This window comes from Serratia sp. CY81684 (assembly GCF_052166595.1).
GTDB lineage: Bacteria > Pseudomonadota > Gammaproteobacteria > Enterobacterales > Enterobacteriaceae > Serratia > Serratia nematodiphila.
Window position 1 is genome coordinate 791,914 of the sequence record NZ_JBJNOO010000001.1, and the last position, 16,512, is coordinate 808,425.

Here is a 16,512-nt window from a genome sequence, read left to right on the forward strand (position 1 = left end):
AAGGCAACAAAAAACCCGATAATCTTGAACCTAAAAGGCGGGATTATCGGGCTCCACAAAATGGGGACATCAAAGAAAAGCAGTGGCACTAATTCAGACTGCGGCCCCCAACGAAAGTTCTGGCCGGCGACAAAAAAATCAAAATATTTTTATCGCCGATCCATCTCTCCCGCTAATCGATCAGCCGAGTATGCCCGGCCATAGCACTACGATGAGTGAACCCGCCAGCGTTAACAGCACGTTAGCGATGGCGTAGGTGCCGGCGTAGCCCAGCGCCGGGATGTTGCTGCGTGCGGTGTCGCTGATGATCTCCATCGCCGGCGCGCAGGTGCGGGCGCCCATGATGGCGCCAAACAGCAGGGCGCGGTTCATGCGCAGCACGTAGGCGCCGAACAGGAAGCAGATAATCACCGGCACCAGGCTGACGATAAGCCCAGCGATCAACATCTGGCCGCCGACCGCGCCCAGGCTGTGGCCGATGCCGGCGCCGGCGCTCAGGCCCACGCCCGCCATAAACACCATCAGGCCGAACTCTTTCACCATGTTCAGAGCGCCCTGCGGAATGTAGCCGAAGGTCGGGTGGTTGGCGCGCAGGAAGCCGAGCATGATGCCGGACATCAGCAGGCCGGCGGCGTTGCCGATGCCGAACGAGAAGTTGCTGAACTGAATGGTGATCTGGCCGATCAGCAGGCCGATGATGAAGAAGGCGCAGAACGCCAGCAGATCGGTCACCTGGCTGTGAATCGAGATAAAGCCAATTTTCTCCGCCACGCTCTTCACCCGGCGCGCGTCGCCGCTCACCTGCAGCACGTCGCCTTTGTTGAGCACGATGCTGTCGTCGATCGGCATTTCGATCTGGCTGCGGATCACGCGGTTGAGGAAGCAGCCGTGGTCGGTCAGCTTCAGCTGGCTCAGGCGTTTGTTCACCGCGTTGCTGTTCTTCACTACGATCTCTTCGGTCACGATGCGCATGTCGAGCAGATCGCGGTCGAACACTTCCTTACCGTTGCGGAAACTCGGATCCAGCCGCGCGTGGGCGTCCGGATAACCGACCAGCGAGATCTCGTCGCCCACCTGCAGCACCGCGTCACCGTCCGGGTTGGCCAGAATGCCGTTGCGGCGGATGCGTTCAATGTAGCAGCCGGTCTGGCGGTAGATGCCCAGTTCGCGCAGGTTCTTGCCATCGGCCCAGGCCACCAGCTCGGGGCCGACGCGGTAGGCGCGGATCACCGGCAGGTAGACCTTGCGCTGGCTGTCGGTGTCCAGGCCGCGTTCGCGAGCGATTTGCTGGGCGGAGGTGGACAGATCCTGGTGCTGCAGTTTTGGCAGGTAGCGCGCGCCGAAAATCAGGCTGACCAGACCGATCAGGTAGGTGAGGGCATAGCCGAGGCTCAGATGATCCTGCGCCGCCAGCAGCGCCGGGCCGTTGACGATGGTGTTGCGCAGCGTATCGCCGGCGCCCACCAGCACCGGCGTCGAGGTCATCGAACCGGCCAGCATGCCGGCGGTCAGGCCGATGTCCCAATGGAACAGCTTGCCGAGGCCGATGGCGATCACCATGGCCGAACCGACCATCACCAACGCCAGCATCAGGTAATTCTTGCCGTCGCGGAAGAAAATCGAGAAAAAGTTAGGCCCGGCTTCCACCCCGACGCAGAAAATAAACAGCATGAAGCCGAGATTCAGCGCCTCGGTGTTAATGGCGAAGTGTTGCTGGCCGAGCAGCAGAGAAACCACCAAAACGCCAATGGAATTACCGAGTTGGACGGAGCCCAGACGGAGTTTACCGAGGCACAGCCCCAGTGCGAGTACCACGAACAGTAACAGAATGTAGTTACCGTTTAACAAACTAGCGACGTTTATGTTCACGGAGGATAACTTATTGTTTACCAGTAAGTGCTTGATATAGATAACTATAAGAGATAAATTCAGCCTTAAAACGACATCATAAATCACCACCAGCGTAAGGCGAAGCGAACCATCGTTCGGCGGCGTTCATTCTAGACGCTATGACCGATGACAGCCAGCACAGAAAGCTGATTTCCTGCGCCGCCGTGCGCATTTAACTCTCTTTTGACCAAGGAAAAAATTCGGTTCAGCGTCACCGCACGGGTGACCGGGCCGATTTCTATTGATGCGGTAATTGGGCGGGGGAGAATTCGCATGACGAGTTATAGATATTGGCTGGGCATTCTCAGCTGTTTTCTGTTGTTCAGCCTGGTGTTTCTCGGCCAGCAAACCGGCCTGTTCGGCAGCACGGATCATGAGCACCACGGTGAAACCGGCCTGCTGCTGTTTGTGATCCCCGGCGCGATCGCCAGCTATCTGTCGAGCCGCAAGCGGCTGCTGTGTCCGCTGCTGGGGGCGCTTTATGCCTTGCCGCTGTGCCTGCTGATCCGTCACTTCTGGTTGACGCCGTCCTATTCGTTCTGGCAGGAGCTGGCTTACGCCACCAGCGCGGTGTTCTGGTGCGTGTTCGGCGCGATGCTGATGCTGTTCGCCCTCGGTTTGTTGCACACGCTGCAGCAGCTGCATCGGCGGCAGCGGCAATAAAAAAAGGCGCATTAAGCGCCTTTTTGTCGTTCAAAAACTTACTGGAACAGGTTCAGGTGTTCTTTAGCGTAAGCTTCGAAATCGGTGCAGCCGCCGATGTGCTTCTCATCCAGGAAGATCTGCGGCACGGTTTCAACCGGTTTGCCGACGGTTTTTTCCAGATCGGCCTTGGTGATGCCTTCCGCGTGGATGTCAACGTAACGGAAGTTGAAATCGTCGCGTTCTTCAGTCAGTTTTTCCGCCAGTTCTTTAGCGCGGACACAATAAGGACAGCCAGGACGCCCGAAGATTACTGCAAACATGCAACGCTCCTTAATTGGATTTTCGATAAATTATTCGCGATTGCAACGACATCCCGTCACCGAAAAAGTCATTACCTGCGTCAGATGGCGCCTACTATGCCCGTTGAGGCGGTGAAAAAAAAGCAGGAATTACCTGTTAATCTGATTCATGTAACCAATTAGTCTGCCGGGGCTGTCGCCATCGGCGGGAATTCACTACACTGGGGGCAGACCTTCTGGAGAGGAAAAATATGCGTTCATTCGGTGACTTACCGCGCCCGGTGCTGGTGTTGGAAGGGCTGGGCATCGTGATGCTGGTGCTGGCCTACCTCAGCATTCACGGCCACCTGCAACTGCCGGGTTGGCTGGCGTCGCAGCAGGCGGCGGTCGGCATGATTTTCCTCGGCGTGGCGCTGATGGTGCCGGCGGCGGCGTTTCTGGTATGGCGCGTGGTGCAGGGCTTCGGGCCGCTGATGCGCGGCGGCTTGCCGCCGGAAAACGATCGCCGCAAACCGCAAGATGCAGACGCATCGAAAGATAATCAGGATCGCGATCCGCGCGCCTGAGCGCCGCGGCCGCTAACCCGCCTGCCGGGCAGGCGTTGGCTTTTGGGGTGACGAGTGAAAATTGCCATTCTTTCTCGCGACGGATCGCTCTATTCATGTAAGCGGCTGCGTGAAGCGGCGGAAGATCGCGGGCACAGTATCGATATCATCGATCCGCTCTCCTGCTATATGAACATCAATCCGGCGGCGCCGACCATTCACTATCGCGGCCGTCAGCTGGAACGTTACGATGCGGTGATCCCGCGCATCGGCTCTGCCATCACCTTTTACGGCACCGCGGTGCTGCGCCAATTCGAGCTGCTTGGCAGCTACCCCCTCAACGAATCCGTGGCCATTACCCGCGCCCGCGACAAGCTGCGTTCGCTACAACTGCTGGCCCGACAGGGTATCGATCTGCCGATCACCGGTTTCGCCCATTCACCAGACGATACCGGCGATCTGATCGAACTGGTCGGCGGCGCGCCGCTGGTGGTCAAGCTGGTGGAAGGCACGCAGGGCATCGGGGTGGTGCTGGCGGAAACTCGCCAGGCGGCGGAAAGCGTGATCGACGCCTTTCGCGGCCTGAACGCCCATATTCTGGTGCAGGAGTACGTGCGCGAAGCGCAGGGCCGCGACGTGCGCTGCCTGGTGGTGGGCGGCCGGGTGGTGGCCGCCATCGAGCGGCAGGCGAAGCCCGGCGAGTTTCGTTCCAACCTGCACCGCGGCGGCACCGCCCGCAAAGTGACCATCACCGCCAGGGAGCGGGCGGTTGCGGTCAAAGCGGCGAACACGCTGGGGCTGGACGTCGCCGGGGTGGATATCCTGCGCGCCGAGCGCGGCCCGCTGGTGATGGAGGTCAACGCCTCACCGGGGCTGGAAGGGGTGGAAACCACTACCGGGCTGGACATCGCCGGCATGATGATCGAATACATCGAGCAGCGCGGCCGGCCGGGGTTCCGCCTGAAATCCGGCGGCTGACGGTACGCGCGTTGCGCTTTTCCCGCCGAGCAATATCTTAATTAGTGAATTAAGCCGCATTGATCGTGGCGTATCGGGTGAATATTCCGTAAGCTATGCGCCTTTTCGCGTATTGAATATTGTGAGGCTGGTTATTATGGATTCACTCATTGTCCCCGATTTGGCGCTGTTGCGGCGCTGGCTGGATCAGTCGGGCATTTCTTTCTTTGAGTGCGATTCCTGCCAGGCGCTGCACCTGCCGCACATGCAGAACTTCGACGGCGTGTTCGACGCCAAGATCGATCTGGTGGACAACGTCATTCTGTTCTCCGCGCTGGCCGAGGTGAAACCGACCGCGCTGATACCGCTGGTGGCGGACCTGAGCCAGATCAACGCCAGCTCGCTGACCATCAAGGCGTTTGTCGACATTCAGGACGACAACCTGCCGAAGCTGATCGTCTGCCAGTCGCTGAGCGTGGCGGTCGGCATCACCTACGAGCAGTTCACCCACTTCATGCAGCAGGGTGAAGAGCAGGTCTCGATGGTGATCCTCGAGGCGCGGGCGAACGATCTGCTGTTTATGGGGGACGAAGAAGAGATCCCCGCTGGCGCCGTGCGTCAGCCGATGCTGCACTGATCCTCGCCATACCTTAAGCATGCCGTCGCTCCGGCGGCATGCTGCCGTGATTCCCCTCCGCAATAAAATATTCTGCACTTTGGCCTTTGCCGCCCGATCTTTCTCGGCTTTTACGCCGTTAATGCCGTATCACATAGAGAAAACTGCATAAAAAATCGATAAAAGGCGTTTTTTACCCTGGGGGCTGGCGGGTTGCGATGGCAGCGGCTATGCTGCTGATTCTGCAAAGGGCTTGCGATTTCCCTTGTGACCACGCGAGCAGGGCAGTGAAAAAGGCGCATGCAATCATATGCATAGCCATTCAGTTCGCGGTTGCAACGATTGCGCTCAATCAGGAAAGGTTTTGTATCGCTGCAGATACAAGTTCAATTCTATGATTTACCCTGTTTTGGAGGAAGTTACGGATGGTCACCCAACGTAAAAAGTGGTTATCGGGTGTGGTTGCCGGCCTGTTGATGGCCGCGTCCGTCAATGCGTCAGCCGAAGAGAAAACGCTGCACGTGTATAACTGGTCCGATTATATCGCGCCGGACACTTTGGCTAATTTCCAGAAAGAAACCGGCATCAAAGTGGTGTACGACGTCTTTGACTCCAACGAAGTGTTGGAAGGCAAACTGATGGCGGGCAGCACCGGTTATGATCTGGTGGTTCCTTCATCCAACTTCCTCGAACGCCAGTCGCAGGCCGGCATCTTCGAACCGCTCGACAAGAGCAAAATGCCCAACTACAAGAATCTCGATCCCGAGATGCTGAAGCTGGTTGCACACAACGACAAAGACAACAAATACGGCATCCCATACCTGATGGTGACCACCGGCATCGGCTATAACGTCGATAAGGTGAAGGCGGCATTGGGCAAAGACGCGCCTGTCGACAGTTGGGATCTGATCCTCAAGCCGGAAAACCTCGAGAAGCTGAAAAGCTGCGGCGTCTCCTTCCTCGATGCGCCGAGCGAGGTTTACGCCACCGTGCTGCACTACCTGGGCAAGGATCCCAACAGCACCAATGCGGCGGACTACACCGGCGCGGCCAACGATCTGCTGCTGAAACTGCGGCCGAACATTCGTTATTTCCACTCTTCTCAGTACATCAACGATCTGGCTAACGGTGATATCTGCGTGGCGATCGGCTGGTCCGGTGACGTGATGCAGGCGGCCAACCGCGCCAAAGAGGCGAAGAACGGCGTGAACGTGGCCTACGCGATCCCGAAAGAGGGAGCGCTGACCTACTTTGACATGTTCGCCATGCCGGCGGACGCCAAGAACAAAGACGCCGCGTACCAGTTCCTGAACTTCCTGATGAAACCTGACGTGATGGCGGGCATCAGCAACTATGTCTATTACGCCAATGCGGTGAAAGACTCCACGCCGCTGGTGAACGCCGAAGTGCGCGAGAACCCGAACGTCTATCCGCCGGCCGATCTGCGCGCCAAGCTGTTCACGCTCAACGTGCAGTCGCCGAAGCTGGACCGTGTCATTACCCGCGCATGGACTAAAGTTAAAAGCGGGAAGTGATGATGGGGGGGATCCCCCCATCGTCGGTAAACCGGCAGGCGGGCGCTCCCCGCCTGCATTGCCGTTTTGGGCCACGGCGCTCGCCGTGGTTTTGTGCCGCTTTACGCCGGAGAGCACCCCGATTGAACGACGCCATCCCTCGTCCTCAAGCCAAGTCGCAGAAGGTCTTCACCCCTCTGCTGGAAATCCGTAACCTCACCAAAACCTTCGACGGGCAGAATGCGGTCGAAGACGTCAGCCTCACCATCTACAAGGGCGAGATCTTTGCGTTGCTTGGCCCGTCCGGCTGCGGCAAGTCCACCTTGCTGCGCATGCTGGCCGGCTTTGAACAGCCGACGGAAGGGCAGATCGTGCTCGATGGGCAGGATATGTCGCATGTGCCGCCGTACCAGCGGCCGATCAACATGATGTTTCAGTCGTACGCGCTGTTCCCGCACATGACGGTAGAGCAGAATATCGCGTTCGGCCTGAAGCAGGACAAAATGCCGCGGGCGGAGATCGCCGAACGGGTGGCGGAAATGCTGGCGCTGGTGCACATGCAGGAGTACGCCAAACGCAAACCGCACCAGCTTTCCGGCGGCCAGCGGCAGCGGGTGGCATTGGCACGCAGCCTGGCCAAGCGGCCGAAGTTGCTGCTGCTGGATGAACCGATGGGCGCGCTGGACAAGAAGCTGCGCGATCGCATGCAGCTGGAAGTGACCGACATTCTCGAGCGCGTCGGCGTGACCTGCGTGATGGTGACGCACGATCAGGAGGAGGCGATGACCATGGCGGGGCGTATCGCCATCATGAACCGCGGCAAGTTCGTGCAGATCGGCGAGCCGGAAGAGATCTACGAGCATCCGAACAGCCGCTTCAGCGCCGAGTTTATCGGTTCGGTCAACGTCTTCGACTGCGTGCTGCAAGAGCGCCACGACGATGCGCTGATCCTGCAAAGCCCCGGGTTGCGCCATGCGATCAAGGTGGATCCGGACGCCTCGGTGGTGGACGGTGTGCCGATCCAGGTGGCGCTGCGGCCGGAAAAGATCCTGCTGTGCGAACGGGTGCCGGAAGACGGCTGCAACTTTGCGGTGGGGGAAGTGGCGCACATTTCCTACCTGGGCGATCTGTCTATCTACCACGTGAAGCTGCACAGCGGGCAGATTATCAGCGCCCAGCTGCAAAACGGCCATCGTTTCCGCAAGGGGATGCCCACCTGGGGCGATGAAGTGCGTCTGTGCTGGGAAACCGACAGCTGCGTCGTGTTGACGGTGTAGTGGAGCCGGTGAGGAGTAACCCGTATGACCCTGCTTTCTGAACGCGCGCCGGAACCGCCGGCCAAAGCGCCCGGCGCCCTCAGGGCGCTGTTCCATCGCCTGCTGATGGCCCATGGCCGCAAGCTGGTGATCGCGCTGCCGTATTTATGGCTGACGCTGCTGTTTATGCTGCCTTTCCTGATCGTGTTCAAGATCAGCCTGGCGGAGTTGGCGATGGCGGTGCCGCCCTACACCGAGCTGATGAGCTGGGTGGACGGCAAACTGAACATCGCGCTCAACTTCGCCAACTACCTGCAGCTCACCGACGATCCGCTGTATATCGACGCCTATCTGCAGTCGCTGCGCGTGGCGGCGGTCTCGACGCTGTGTTGCCTGATCATCGGCTATCCGCTGGCCTGGGCGGTGGCGCACAGCAAGGCGTCGACCCGCAACATTCTGCTGTTGCTGGTGATCCTGCCTTCCTGGACTTCGTTCCTGATCCGCGTCTACGCCTGGATGGGGATCCTGAAAAACAACGGCACGCTGAATAACTTTCTGATGTGGCTAGGGGTGATCGATCAACCGCTGGTGATCCTGCACACCAACCTGGCGGTGTATATCGGCATCGTTTATTCCTATCTGCCGTTTATGGTGCTGCCGATTTACACGGCGCTGATCCGGCTGGATTACTCGCTGGTGGAGGCGTCGCTGGATCTGGGCGCCCGGCCGCTGAAAACCTTCTTCAGCGTGATCGTGCCGCTGACGCGCGGCGGCATCATCGCCGGTTCGATGCTGGTGTTCATTCCGGCAGTGGGGGAGTTCGTGATCCCGGAACTGCTCGGCGGGCCGGACAGCATCATGATCGGCCGCGTGCTGTGGCAGGAGTTCTTCAATAACCGCGACTGGCCGGTGGCCTCGGCGGTCGCCACCATCATGCTGCTGTTGCTGATCGTGCCAATTTTGTGGTTCCACAAACACCAGAACAAGGAAATAGGGGGGCAGGAATGAACAACTTGCCGGTAGTGCGTTCACCGTGGCGCATCGCTATCCTGACGATCGGTTTTACCTTCCTGTATGCGCCGATGCTGATGCTGGTGATCTACTCCTTCAATAGCTCCAAGCTGGTGACGGTGTGGGCCGGCTGGTCCACGCGCTGGTATAGCGAACTGTTCCACGATTCGGCGATGATCAGCGCGGTGGGGCTCAGCCTGACCATCGCCGCCGCCTCCGCCACCGCCGCGGTGGTACTGGGAGCCATCGCCGCCGTGGTGATGGTGCGATTCGGCCGCTTTCGCGGTTCAACCGGCTTCGCGTTTATGCTGACCGCGCCGCTGGTGATGCCGGACGTGATCACCGGCCTGTCGCTGCTGCTGCTGTTCGTGGCGATGGGGCATGCCTTCGGCTGGCCGTCGGAACGTGGCATGTTCACCATCTGGCTGGCGCATGTCACCTTCTGTACCGCTTATGTGGCGGTGGTCATCAGCTCGCGTCTGCGCGAGGTGGATCGCTCGATTGAAGAGGCGGCAATGGATCTGGGGGCGCCGCCGCTGAAGGTGTTCTTCGTCATCACCTTGCCGATGATTGCGCCGGCGCTGATCTCCGGCTGGATGCTGGCGTTCACCCTGTCGCTGGATGACCTGGTGATCGCCAGCTTCGTCTCCGGCCCGGGCGCCACCACGCTGCCGATGCTGGTGTTCTCCAGCGTGCGCATGGGGGTGAACCCGGAAATTAACGCGTTGGCCAGCCTGATCCTGCTGGTGGTGGGCATCCTCGGCCTGATCGCCTGGTGGTTTATGGCGCGCTCGGAAAAACAACGATCGCGTGAATTGCAGCGGGCGGCCCGTAGCTGAATCGTAACAAACCTGCTATTTTTGCAATCAATAAGTATTGCAACTAACTACCTGACTTTACATGTGCCACCTGTATAGGTGGCGCGTCGTAGCGGAACACGGATATGTCAGACATGCTGAAAAGCGGGCAGGGAATGGGATCGACTTCGGATGCGCCGGTGCCGGTGATGGTGGCGGGCACCGCCATGGTGGCGATCAAGTGTATCAGCGTGGTGCTGCTGCTGGGTGAGCTGGGCGTCGACGGCGCGCAGGAGTTCGTCAACACCAGCGCGCAGGCGTGGGATTCCACCTTTATCTTTCTGGCCGGCCTGATGCTGCTGTGCCTGCAAATCAGCTGCGGCTTTGCGGTGATGCGCGGCCGCAATTGGGGGCGCTGGGGCTATGTGGTCTGCCAGTGCATCGTGGTGCTTTACCTGCTGCTGGCCACCATCGGCAGCGTCTTCCCCGAGGTGTTCACCGTGGAGGGGGAAACCAGCGGCCAAATCCTGCACGTTCTGATCCTGCAAAAGATCCCCGACGTGGTGATCCTGGCGTTGCTGTTCGTTCCTGCCGCCAGCCGCCGCTTCTTCACCGCGCGCAAGTGAGATTTTAGGCGCGCGGAGTGGTAAACTCTGCGCCCTTAATTCGTCATCCTGAACTTCACGGTAATCTTCATGCATTGCGCTTTGTATACGGCGGGCACCTGCCGTTCCTGTCAGTGGCTGGAAAAGCCCTATCCGCAGCAACTGGCCGACAAACAGCATCACCTGCAATCGCTGCTGGCCGGGCGCGACGTCGCGCAGTGGCTGCAGCCGGTGGCGGGGGAACTGAGCGCATTTCGCAATAAAGCCAAGATGGTGGTCAGCGGCAGCGTGGAGCGACCGCTGCTCGGCATGCTGCACCGCGACGGCACGCCGGTCGATCTGAGCGACTGCCCGCTGTACCCCGCCGGCTTTGCGCCGATGTTTGCTGTGCTGAAAAGCTTTATCGCCCGCGCCGGCCTGACGCCGTATAACGTGGCGCGCAAACGCGGCGAGCTGAAATACCTGCTGCTGACCGAAAGCACGCTCGACGGCGGCGTGATGCTGCGTTTCGTGCTGCGCTCGGAAACCAAACTGGCACAGCTGCGCGCCGCGCTGCCATGGCTGCAGCAGCAGCTGCCGCAGCTCAGGGTGATCTCCGCCAATATTCAACCGGTGCATATGGCGATCATGGAAGGGGAGCGCGAGATCGCGCTGACCGAACAGCAGGCGCTGGAGGAACAGTTCAATCAGGTGCCGCTGTTCATCCGCCCGCAAAGCTTCTTTCAGACCAACCCGCAGGTGGCCGCCGATCTGTATGCCACCGCCCGCGACTGGGTGCGCGCGCTGGGTATCGACAGCATGTGGGATCTGTTCTGCGGCGTCGGCGGTTTCGGCTTGCACTGCGCGCAGCCGCAGACGCGGTTGACCGGCATCGAAATCAGCGCGGAGGCGATCGCCTGCGCGCGCCAGTCGGCGCAGCGGTTAGGGTTGTTGCAGGTAGATTTTCAGGCGCTCGATTCCACCCGCTTCGCCACCGCCGAAGGCCAGGTGCCGCAGCTGGTGCTGGTCAATCCGCCGCGGCGCGGTATCGGTCAGGCGCTGTGCGACTATTTGAGCCGGATGGCGCCGGACTATATTCTTTATTCGAGCTGCAACGCCGAGAGCATGGCGAAAGATATCGAGATGTTGCCGGGGTATCGCATCGAACGGGTGCAGCTGTTCGACATGTTCCCGCATACCTCGCACTACGAAGTGCTGACGCTGCTGGTGCGGCGTTTATAAAACATAAGGCCCGGTTATCCGGGCCTTATTGCTTACTGCGGGAACCACTTGTCGTTGATGGCTTTGTAGGTGCCGTCGGCCTTGATGGCGTCCAGCGCGGCGTTCAGCTTGGCCAGCAGCGCCTGGTTGTCTGGGCGCACCGCGATGCCGAGACCGGTGCCGAAGTATTGCGCATCGGTGATGTGCTCGCCCACCGGCGCCAGCTGCGGGTTGGTTTTCAGCCATTCGTTCACCACGGCGGTGTCGCCGAACACGCCGTCGATGCGGCCGTTTTTCAGCTCCAGAATGGCGTTCTGGTAGCTGTCGTAAGAAACAGTGTTAATCTCCGGATGCTTGTCCTGCATGTATTTCTGGTGGGTGGTGCCGTTTTCCATGCCGAGCTTTTTGCCTTTCAGATCCGCCAGCGAGCTGAACTTGCCTTTTTGCGCGATCACGATCGCCGAGTTGGCGTAGTAAGGCTGGGTGAAAGCGACCTGTTTGCTGCGCTCCGGCGTGATATCCATACCGGAAATCACCGCATCGTATTTCTTGAATTTCAGCGCGGCGATCAGGCTGTCGAACGCCTGGTTGGTGAAGGTGCACTGCGCCTGCATTTGTTTGCACAGCGCGTTGGCCAGATCGATATCGAAGCCGACGATCTGGTTGTTGGCGTCGAGCGATTCGAACGGTGGGTAGGTGGCGGAGGCGGCGAAGCGGATGGTTTCGGCCGCGGTGGCGTTAAAGGTCATCCCGGCTAACATCGTCGCGGCAAGCAGCAGTTTTTTCATGCGTAGAGCTCCTGTCTGGATCCTGAAAGTGATTATTCGCTATCGTTTGTTTTTACTGGTAATCGCCAGAGGTTTTTGCGCGAATGCCTGTTGTTAACCCTGCCATTGAGTGAATTAAAATGCAATATAAATGATTAAGTATTGCCTTGAGGATAAAAAAAGCCCCGCACAATGGCGGGGCTCATGGGGGCGGCGGCCTCAGTTGCGACGCTCAAACGCCAGCGCGCGGCGCTCCACCAGGCGCATCAGCAGCGTCAGCAGGCCGTTGACGCACAGGTACACCAGGCCGGCGGCACCGAACACCATCACGTCGTAGGTGCGGCCGTACATCAGCTGGCTGTAGCCCATCACTTCCATCAGCGTGATGGTATAGGCCAGCGAGGTGCTTTTGAACACCAGCACCACTTCGTTGGAGTAAGACGACAGCGCGCGCTTGAAGGCGAACGGCAGCAGAATGCGCAGCGTCTGCCGGCGCGACATGCCAAGCGCTTCGCACGATTGCCACTGCCCGGCGGGAATGGCGCGCACCGCGCCGTAGAACAACTGCGTGGTGTAGGCCGCGCTGTTCAGAGCCAGCGCTATCATCGCACACAGCCAGGGCTGCGACAGCAGGTTCCACAGCCAAGGGTAGTCGCGGATCGCCGGGAACTGGCCGGGGCCGTAGTAGATCAGGAAGATCTGCACCAGCAGCGGCGTGCCGGTGAACAGCGTCACATAGGCCTTGACCAGCGGCGTCAGGATCGGCGTTTTCAGCGTCAGGATCACCGTCAGCAGCAGCGACAGCACCAGCGCGACGATCAGCGCGGCGACGGTCAGCGTCAGGCTGGTGTGCAACCCTTTGAGGATCTCCGGCAAATATTCAATCATCAGGCCGGCCCCCGCTCAAAGCGCGTGGCGCGCAGCTCAATGCGTTTGATGACGTATTGGCTGAACAGCGTCACCAGCAGGTAGATGGCCGCGGCGATCACATACCAGGTAAAAGGCTCCTGGGTGCGGGTAGCGATGCTCTTGGTTTGCAGCATCAGATCGTTCACGCTGATCAGCGACACCAGCGCGGTGTCTTTCAACAGCACCAGCCACTGATTGCCGAGGCCGGGCAGGGCGTGGCGCCACATCTGCGGCATGATCAGGCGAAAGAAGATCGCCGCCTTACTCAGTCCAAGCGCCTGACCGGATTCCCACTGCCCCTGCGGCACCGCTTTGAGCGCGCCGCGCAGCGTCTGCGAGGCGTAGGCGGAATAAAGCAGGGCCAGAGCGATCACCCCGCACAGGAACGGGCTGACTTCGAAATTGTCGATCGCCAACTGAATCGGCAGCTGGAACAGACCGAGGTTGAGGGTAAAGCCGTCGGAGAGCATCAGCAGCAGCTGCGACGAGCCGAAATAGATAAACAGCACCACCAGGATTTCCGGCAGGCCGCGCAACACGGTCACCCAGGCGGTGCCGAGCCAGCTGACCGCTTTCCAGCGGGACGATTCCCATACGGCGAACAGCATCGCCAGAATCAGCCCGAGGATCAGAGCGCAAACGGCAAGGCCGACGGTCATGCCGGCGGCGCTTGCTAAAGGTTGTAATTCATTCATTTGGGCGTATTACTGCTGGAACCATTTTTTGTAGATGGTTTCATAGGTCCCATCCTGCTTGATCTTGTCCAGAGCGGCGTTGAACTTGCCCTGCAGATCGGTGTTCTTCTGGCGCACCGCGATGCCAAGGCCGGTGCCGAAGTAGTCTTTGTCGGTCACTTTGGCGCCCACTGCCGCCAGCGCGTTATTCTGCTTCAGCCACTCGTTGACCACCGCGGTATCGCCGAACACGGCATCAACGCGGCCGTTCTTCAGATCCAAAATGGCGTTCTGGTAGCTGTCGTAAGGCACGGTGGTGATTTCCGGGTGCTTGTCGGTCAGGTATTTCTGGTGGGTGGTGCCGTTTTGCACGCCGACTTTCTTGCCTTTCAGCGCCGCCACGTCGGCGATTTTGCCTTTCTGCGCGATGAACAGCGCCGAGTTATCGTAGTAAGGCTTGGTGAACAGCACCTGCTTCTCACGCTCCGGCGTAATGTCCATACCCGCCATCACCGCATCGAAACGCTTGAACTTCAGGCTCGGGATCAGGCTGTCGAACGCCTGGTTGGTGAAGGTACATTCGGCCTGCATTTCTTTGCACAGCGCGTTGGCCAGATCGACATCAAAACCCTGAATCTTGTTGCCGGCGTCAATAAATTCAAACGGAGGATAGGAGGCTTCGGTAGCGAAACGGATGGTTTCGGCTGCGGAGGCGGAAACGCTGATGCCGGCCAGAACGGCGGCGATTATTAGTTTTTTCATCGCAAACTCCCCAAATTACAGCAAGTTAATTGTTAGTGTGATAAGTAATTGGCAAACTCGGTGGTCCGCGGCTGCGTGAAGTGGCTGCTGTCGCCTTGCTCCACTACGTGGCCGTTTTCCATGTACACCACGCGGCTGGCGGTTTTGCGCGCCACTTCCACTTCGTGGGTGACGATCACCTGCGTGATGCCGGTGCCGGCCAGTTCGCGAATGATGCTGACGATCTGGGCGGTAATTTCCGGATCCAGCGCTGCGGTCGGTTCATCGAACAGCAACACCTGCGGCTCCATCATCAGGGCGCGGGCGATCGCCACGCGCTGCTGCTGGCCACCGGAAAGGTGCAGCGGGAAGCGATCGGCGAAGTCGGTCAGGCGCAGACGCTTGAGCAGCTTGTCGGCGCGCTCCATCGCCTGAGCCTTGGTCAGACCCAGCACGCGGCAAGGTGCCTCGATCAGGTTCTGAACCACGGTGAGGTGAGGCCACAGGTTGTATTGCTGGAACACCATGCCGACGTTTTGGCGCAGTTCGCGAATGGCTTTCTCGCCCGGCGCCTGCCTGAAGTCGAATTGGTTGCCGGCGATCTGCAGTTGGCCCGAACGCGGCATTTCCAGCAGGTTCAGCACCCGCAGCAATGAACTTTTCCCGGCGCCGCTTGGGCCAAGCAGCACCAGGGTTTCCCCGGCTGGACATTCCAGCGTGATGTCAAACAGCGCCTGGTGAGCGCCGTAATAGCAATTGATACCGTTAAGTTGAATACTCATGCGCCAGAATTGAATAGACATTGATGCCGCAAATGTTAACTTCCGCAGAATACTTATGCAATCTTTGTGCGTTAAAATTTATGAGTGTGCGGCGGGACAGTAAAAGATTAGCACAAGATACCGCGACTCAAGCCGAGGGAGGGGATTTGTGGCGCAGGCTGTGAGATCGGTAGCGAAATTTTTTCTATTGGACGAAATTCGAGCGGTAGACGGGCGGCGGGATGACCGACGCGGCAAGCCCGCGTCGGTCGGGGGAAGCGGGTTACTGGTTTTCCAGCACCTGGCGTACGCTGCCGTTGGTGGCGTGCGCTGGAACATTCAGGTAGCGAATATCATCAACCACCCAGCAGGTGCCTTCGCGCACCATCAGCACTTCGTCCTGCCAGTTCACGGTGCTGTTGGCGTCTTTCTGGTAGCTCAGGTCAACGCGCAGCGGGATGTTCTTCGCATCGGTGTTAGGAATGGTCGAGGCGCTGGCGACGGATGCGCTGCTTGGCCCCTGCGCATTGCCGGAGAACAGATCGCCGGTAATCTGATGCTTGCCCGGGTTTTGAGCGGTGCTGACCAGATCCTGATACAGCACTTTGCTCAGATAAGGCTGCAGCTGCGCCAGGCGGTTGCTGTCCGGCAGGCCGGCGCCCTGCTGGATGCGCAGGTCATAGAACTTTTGCGCTACCGTATCCGGGCCGCCTTCCACACAGCTGCCGCTGCGGGTGCCGATATCCTTGTATGCCGGTTCCACCGTGGTACAGGCACTCAGCAACAGCGCTAAGGGTAAAACAGCCGCAATCGTTTTTGTTTTCATCTTATTACCTTATGTGAAAGTCTCTACCATGAAGACCGATAGCTTACAGTATAAATGCGTTTTTTGGCCTTGCATTCGTACTGCGTGCCATTGATTAAGCGAACATAATGCCAATCTTCTGGTCATAGATACGTTGAATTAATCAAACAAGGAGTTCTGATGCAGCTTTCAACTACCCCGACCCTGGAAGGGTTTACCATCACCGAATACTGCGGCGTCGTCACCGGCGAAGCGATCCTCGGCGCCAACATTTTTCGTGATTTCTTCGCCGGCGTGCGCGATATCGTCGGCGGCCGTTCGGGCGCTTACGAGAAAGAGCTGCGCAAGGCGCGCCTGATCGCGTTCGAAGAGCTGGAAGACCAGGCGAAAGAGCTGGGCGCCAACGCGGTGGTGGGTATTGATATCGATTATGAAACCGTTGGCAAAGACGGCAGCATGCTGATGGTGACCGTCAGCGGCACCGCGGTGAAAGTCAGCCGTTAACGCCATGCTTTCTTTT

19 protein-coding genes are annotated in these 16,512 nt (G+C 59.1%); 11 read left to right on the forward strand and 8 right to left on the reverse strand.

Going from position 1 to position 16,512, the window contains the following annotated elements:
• Positions 1 to 180: 180 nt before the first annotated feature.
• A complete protein-coding gene (locus ACJ8QF_RS03920) occupies positions 181 to 1,869 on the reverse strand; it encodes an aspartate:alanine antiporter (RefSeq protein WP_004938680.1) in 1,689 nt (562 codons plus the stop codon).
• Between the two features lie 294 nt (positions 1,870 to 2,163).
• Between ACJ8QF_RS03920 and ACJ8QF_RS03925 the strand changes: the two genes are divergently transcribed.
• Entirely contained in the window at positions 2,164 to 2,553 is a 390-nt protein-coding gene (locus tag ACJ8QF_RS03925) for an inner membrane protein YbjM (protein ID WP_004938679.1), read from the forward strand.
• A gap of 38 nt (positions 2,554 to 2,591) precedes the next feature.
• Here the strand turns inward: ACJ8QF_RS03925 and ACJ8QF_RS03930 are convergent, their stop codons facing one another.
• Positions 2,592 to 2,855 (reverse strand): GrxA family glutaredoxin, encoded by a 264-nt coding sequence (locus ACJ8QF_RS03930; protein WP_004938676.1) that lies wholly within the window; start codon positions 2,853 to 2,855, stop codon positions 2,592 to 2,594.
• 230 nt (positions 2,856 to 3,085) lie between these two features.
• Between ACJ8QF_RS03930 and ACJ8QF_RS03935 the strand changes: the two genes are divergently transcribed.
• From ACJ8QF_RS03935 to rlmC, 9 genes are all read left to right on the forward strand, one after another.
• Complete coding sequence (locus ACJ8QF_RS03935) at positions 3,086 to 3,400, forward strand: YbjC family protein (protein WP_015377290.1); 315 nt, start codon at positions 3,086 to 3,088, stop codon at positions 3,398 to 3,400.
• Between the two features lie 54 nt (positions 3,401 to 3,454).
• Positions 3,455 to 4,357, forward strand: coding sequence for a 30S ribosomal protein S6--L-glutamate ligase (rimK, locus tag ACJ8QF_RS03940; protein WP_325959799.1), 903 nt, complete (start codon positions 3,455 to 3,457; stop codon positions 4,355 to 4,357).
• A 136-nt stretch (positions 4,358 to 4,493) separates the two neighbouring features.
• Positions 4,494 to 4,973 (forward strand): YbjN domain-containing protein, encoded by a 480-nt coding sequence (locus tag ACJ8QF_RS03945; protein ID WP_004938666.1) that lies wholly within the window; start codon positions 4,494 to 4,496, stop codon positions 4,971 to 4,973.
• Between the two features lie 404 nt (positions 4,974 to 5,377).
• Positions 5,378 to 6,487 carry a spermidine/putrescine ABC transporter substrate-binding protein PotF gene (gene potF / locus ACJ8QF_RS03950; RefSeq protein WP_015377292.1) on the forward strand — a complete coding sequence of 370 codons (1,110 nt, stop codon included), beginning with the start codon at positions 5,378 to 5,380 and terminating at the stop codon, positions 6,485 to 6,487.
• A 122-nt stretch (positions 6,488 to 6,609) separates the two neighbouring features.
• Positions 6,610 to 7,743 (forward strand): putrescine ABC transporter ATP-binding subunit PotG, encoded by a 1,134-nt coding sequence (gene potG / locus ACJ8QF_RS03955; RefSeq protein WP_049187444.1) that lies wholly within the window; start codon positions 6,610 to 6,612, stop codon positions 7,741 to 7,743.
• 24 nt (positions 7,744 to 7,767) lie between these two features.
• Positions 7,768 to 8,730 carry a putrescine ABC transporter permease PotH gene (gene potH, locus ACJ8QF_RS03960; RefSeq protein ID WP_015377293.1) on the forward strand — a complete coding sequence of 321 codons (963 nt, stop codon included), beginning with the start codon at positions 7,768 to 7,770 and terminating at the stop codon, positions 8,728 to 8,730.
• Positions 8,727 to 9,572: a putrescine ABC transporter permease PotI gene (gene potI / locus ACJ8QF_RS03965; protein WP_060444275.1), complete on the forward strand. Its 846-nt coding sequence runs from the start codon at positions 8,727 to 8,729 to the stop codon at positions 9,570 to 9,572. The genes potH and potI overlap by 4 nt, the downstream gene beginning before the upstream one ends.
• A gap of 104 nt (positions 9,573 to 9,676) precedes the next feature.
• Entirely contained in the window at positions 9,677 to 10,156 is a 480-nt protein-coding gene (locus tag ACJ8QF_RS03970; protein ID WP_015377294.1) for a YbjO family protein, read from the forward strand.
• 69 nt (positions 10,157 to 10,225) lie between these two features.
• The gene (gene rlmC, locus ACJ8QF_RS03975) at positions 10,226 to 11,356 is read left to right on the forward strand and encodes a 23S rRNA (uracil(747)-C(5))-methyltransferase RlmC (protein ID WP_048322684.1); all 1,131 of its coding nucleotides are present in this window, start codon (positions 10,226 to 10,228) and stop codon (positions 11,354 to 11,356) included.
• 32 nt (positions 11,357 to 11,388) lie between these two features.
• Here rlmC and artJ (ACJ8QF_RS03980) read toward each other — a convergent pair whose 3' ends face one another.
• The 6 genes from artJ (ACJ8QF_RS03980) to ACJ8QF_RS04005 form a co-directional block, all read right to left on the reverse strand.
• Positions 11,389 to 12,123, reverse strand: a complete 735-nt coding sequence (gene artJ / locus ACJ8QF_RS03980) for an arginine ABC transporter substrate-binding protein (RefSeq protein ID WP_015377297.1) — start codon at positions 12,121 to 12,123, stop codon at positions 11,389 to 11,391.
• A gap of 198 nt (positions 12,124 to 12,321) precedes the next feature.
• A complete protein-coding gene (gene artM / locus ACJ8QF_RS03985) occupies positions 12,322 to 12,990 on the reverse strand; it encodes an arginine ABC transporter permease ArtM (protein WP_015377298.1) in 669 nt (222 codons plus the stop codon).
• On the reverse strand, positions 12,990 to 13,706 hold the full coding sequence (gene artQ, locus ACJ8QF_RS03990; protein ID WP_004928413.1) for an arginine ABC transporter permease ArtQ: 717 nt from the start codon (positions 13,704 to 13,706) through the stop codon (positions 12,990 to 12,992). The genes artM and artQ overlap by 1 nt, the downstream gene beginning before the upstream one ends.
• 9 nt (positions 13,707 to 13,715) lie before the next feature.
• A complete protein-coding gene (artJ, locus tag ACJ8QF_RS03995; protein WP_131164435.1) occupies positions 13,716 to 14,447 on the reverse strand; it encodes an arginine ABC transporter substrate-binding protein in 732 nt (243 codons plus the stop codon).
• Positions 14,448 to 14,479: 32 nt separating this feature from the next.
• A complete protein-coding gene (artP, locus tag ACJ8QF_RS04000) occupies positions 14,480 to 15,208 on the reverse strand; it encodes an arginine ABC transporter ATP-binding protein ArtP (protein WP_004928406.1) in 729 nt (242 codons plus the stop codon).
• A gap of 262 nt (positions 15,209 to 15,470) precedes the next feature.
• Positions 15,471 to 16,013 carry a lipoprotein gene (locus tag ACJ8QF_RS04005; protein WP_015377301.1) on the reverse strand — a complete coding sequence of 181 codons (543 nt, stop codon included), beginning with the start codon at positions 16,011 to 16,013 and terminating at the stop codon, positions 15,471 to 15,473.
• Positions 16,014 to 16,172: 159 nt separating this feature from the next.
• Here ACJ8QF_RS04005 and ACJ8QF_RS04010 point away from each other — a divergent pair, with 159 nt between their 5' ends.
• Positions 16,173 to 16,496, forward strand: a complete 324-nt coding sequence (locus ACJ8QF_RS04010) for a heavy metal-binding domain-containing protein (RefSeq protein WP_004928400.1) — start codon at positions 16,173 to 16,175, stop codon at positions 16,494 to 16,496.
• The last annotated feature ends 16 nt before the right edge of the window (positions 16,497 to 16,512 follow it).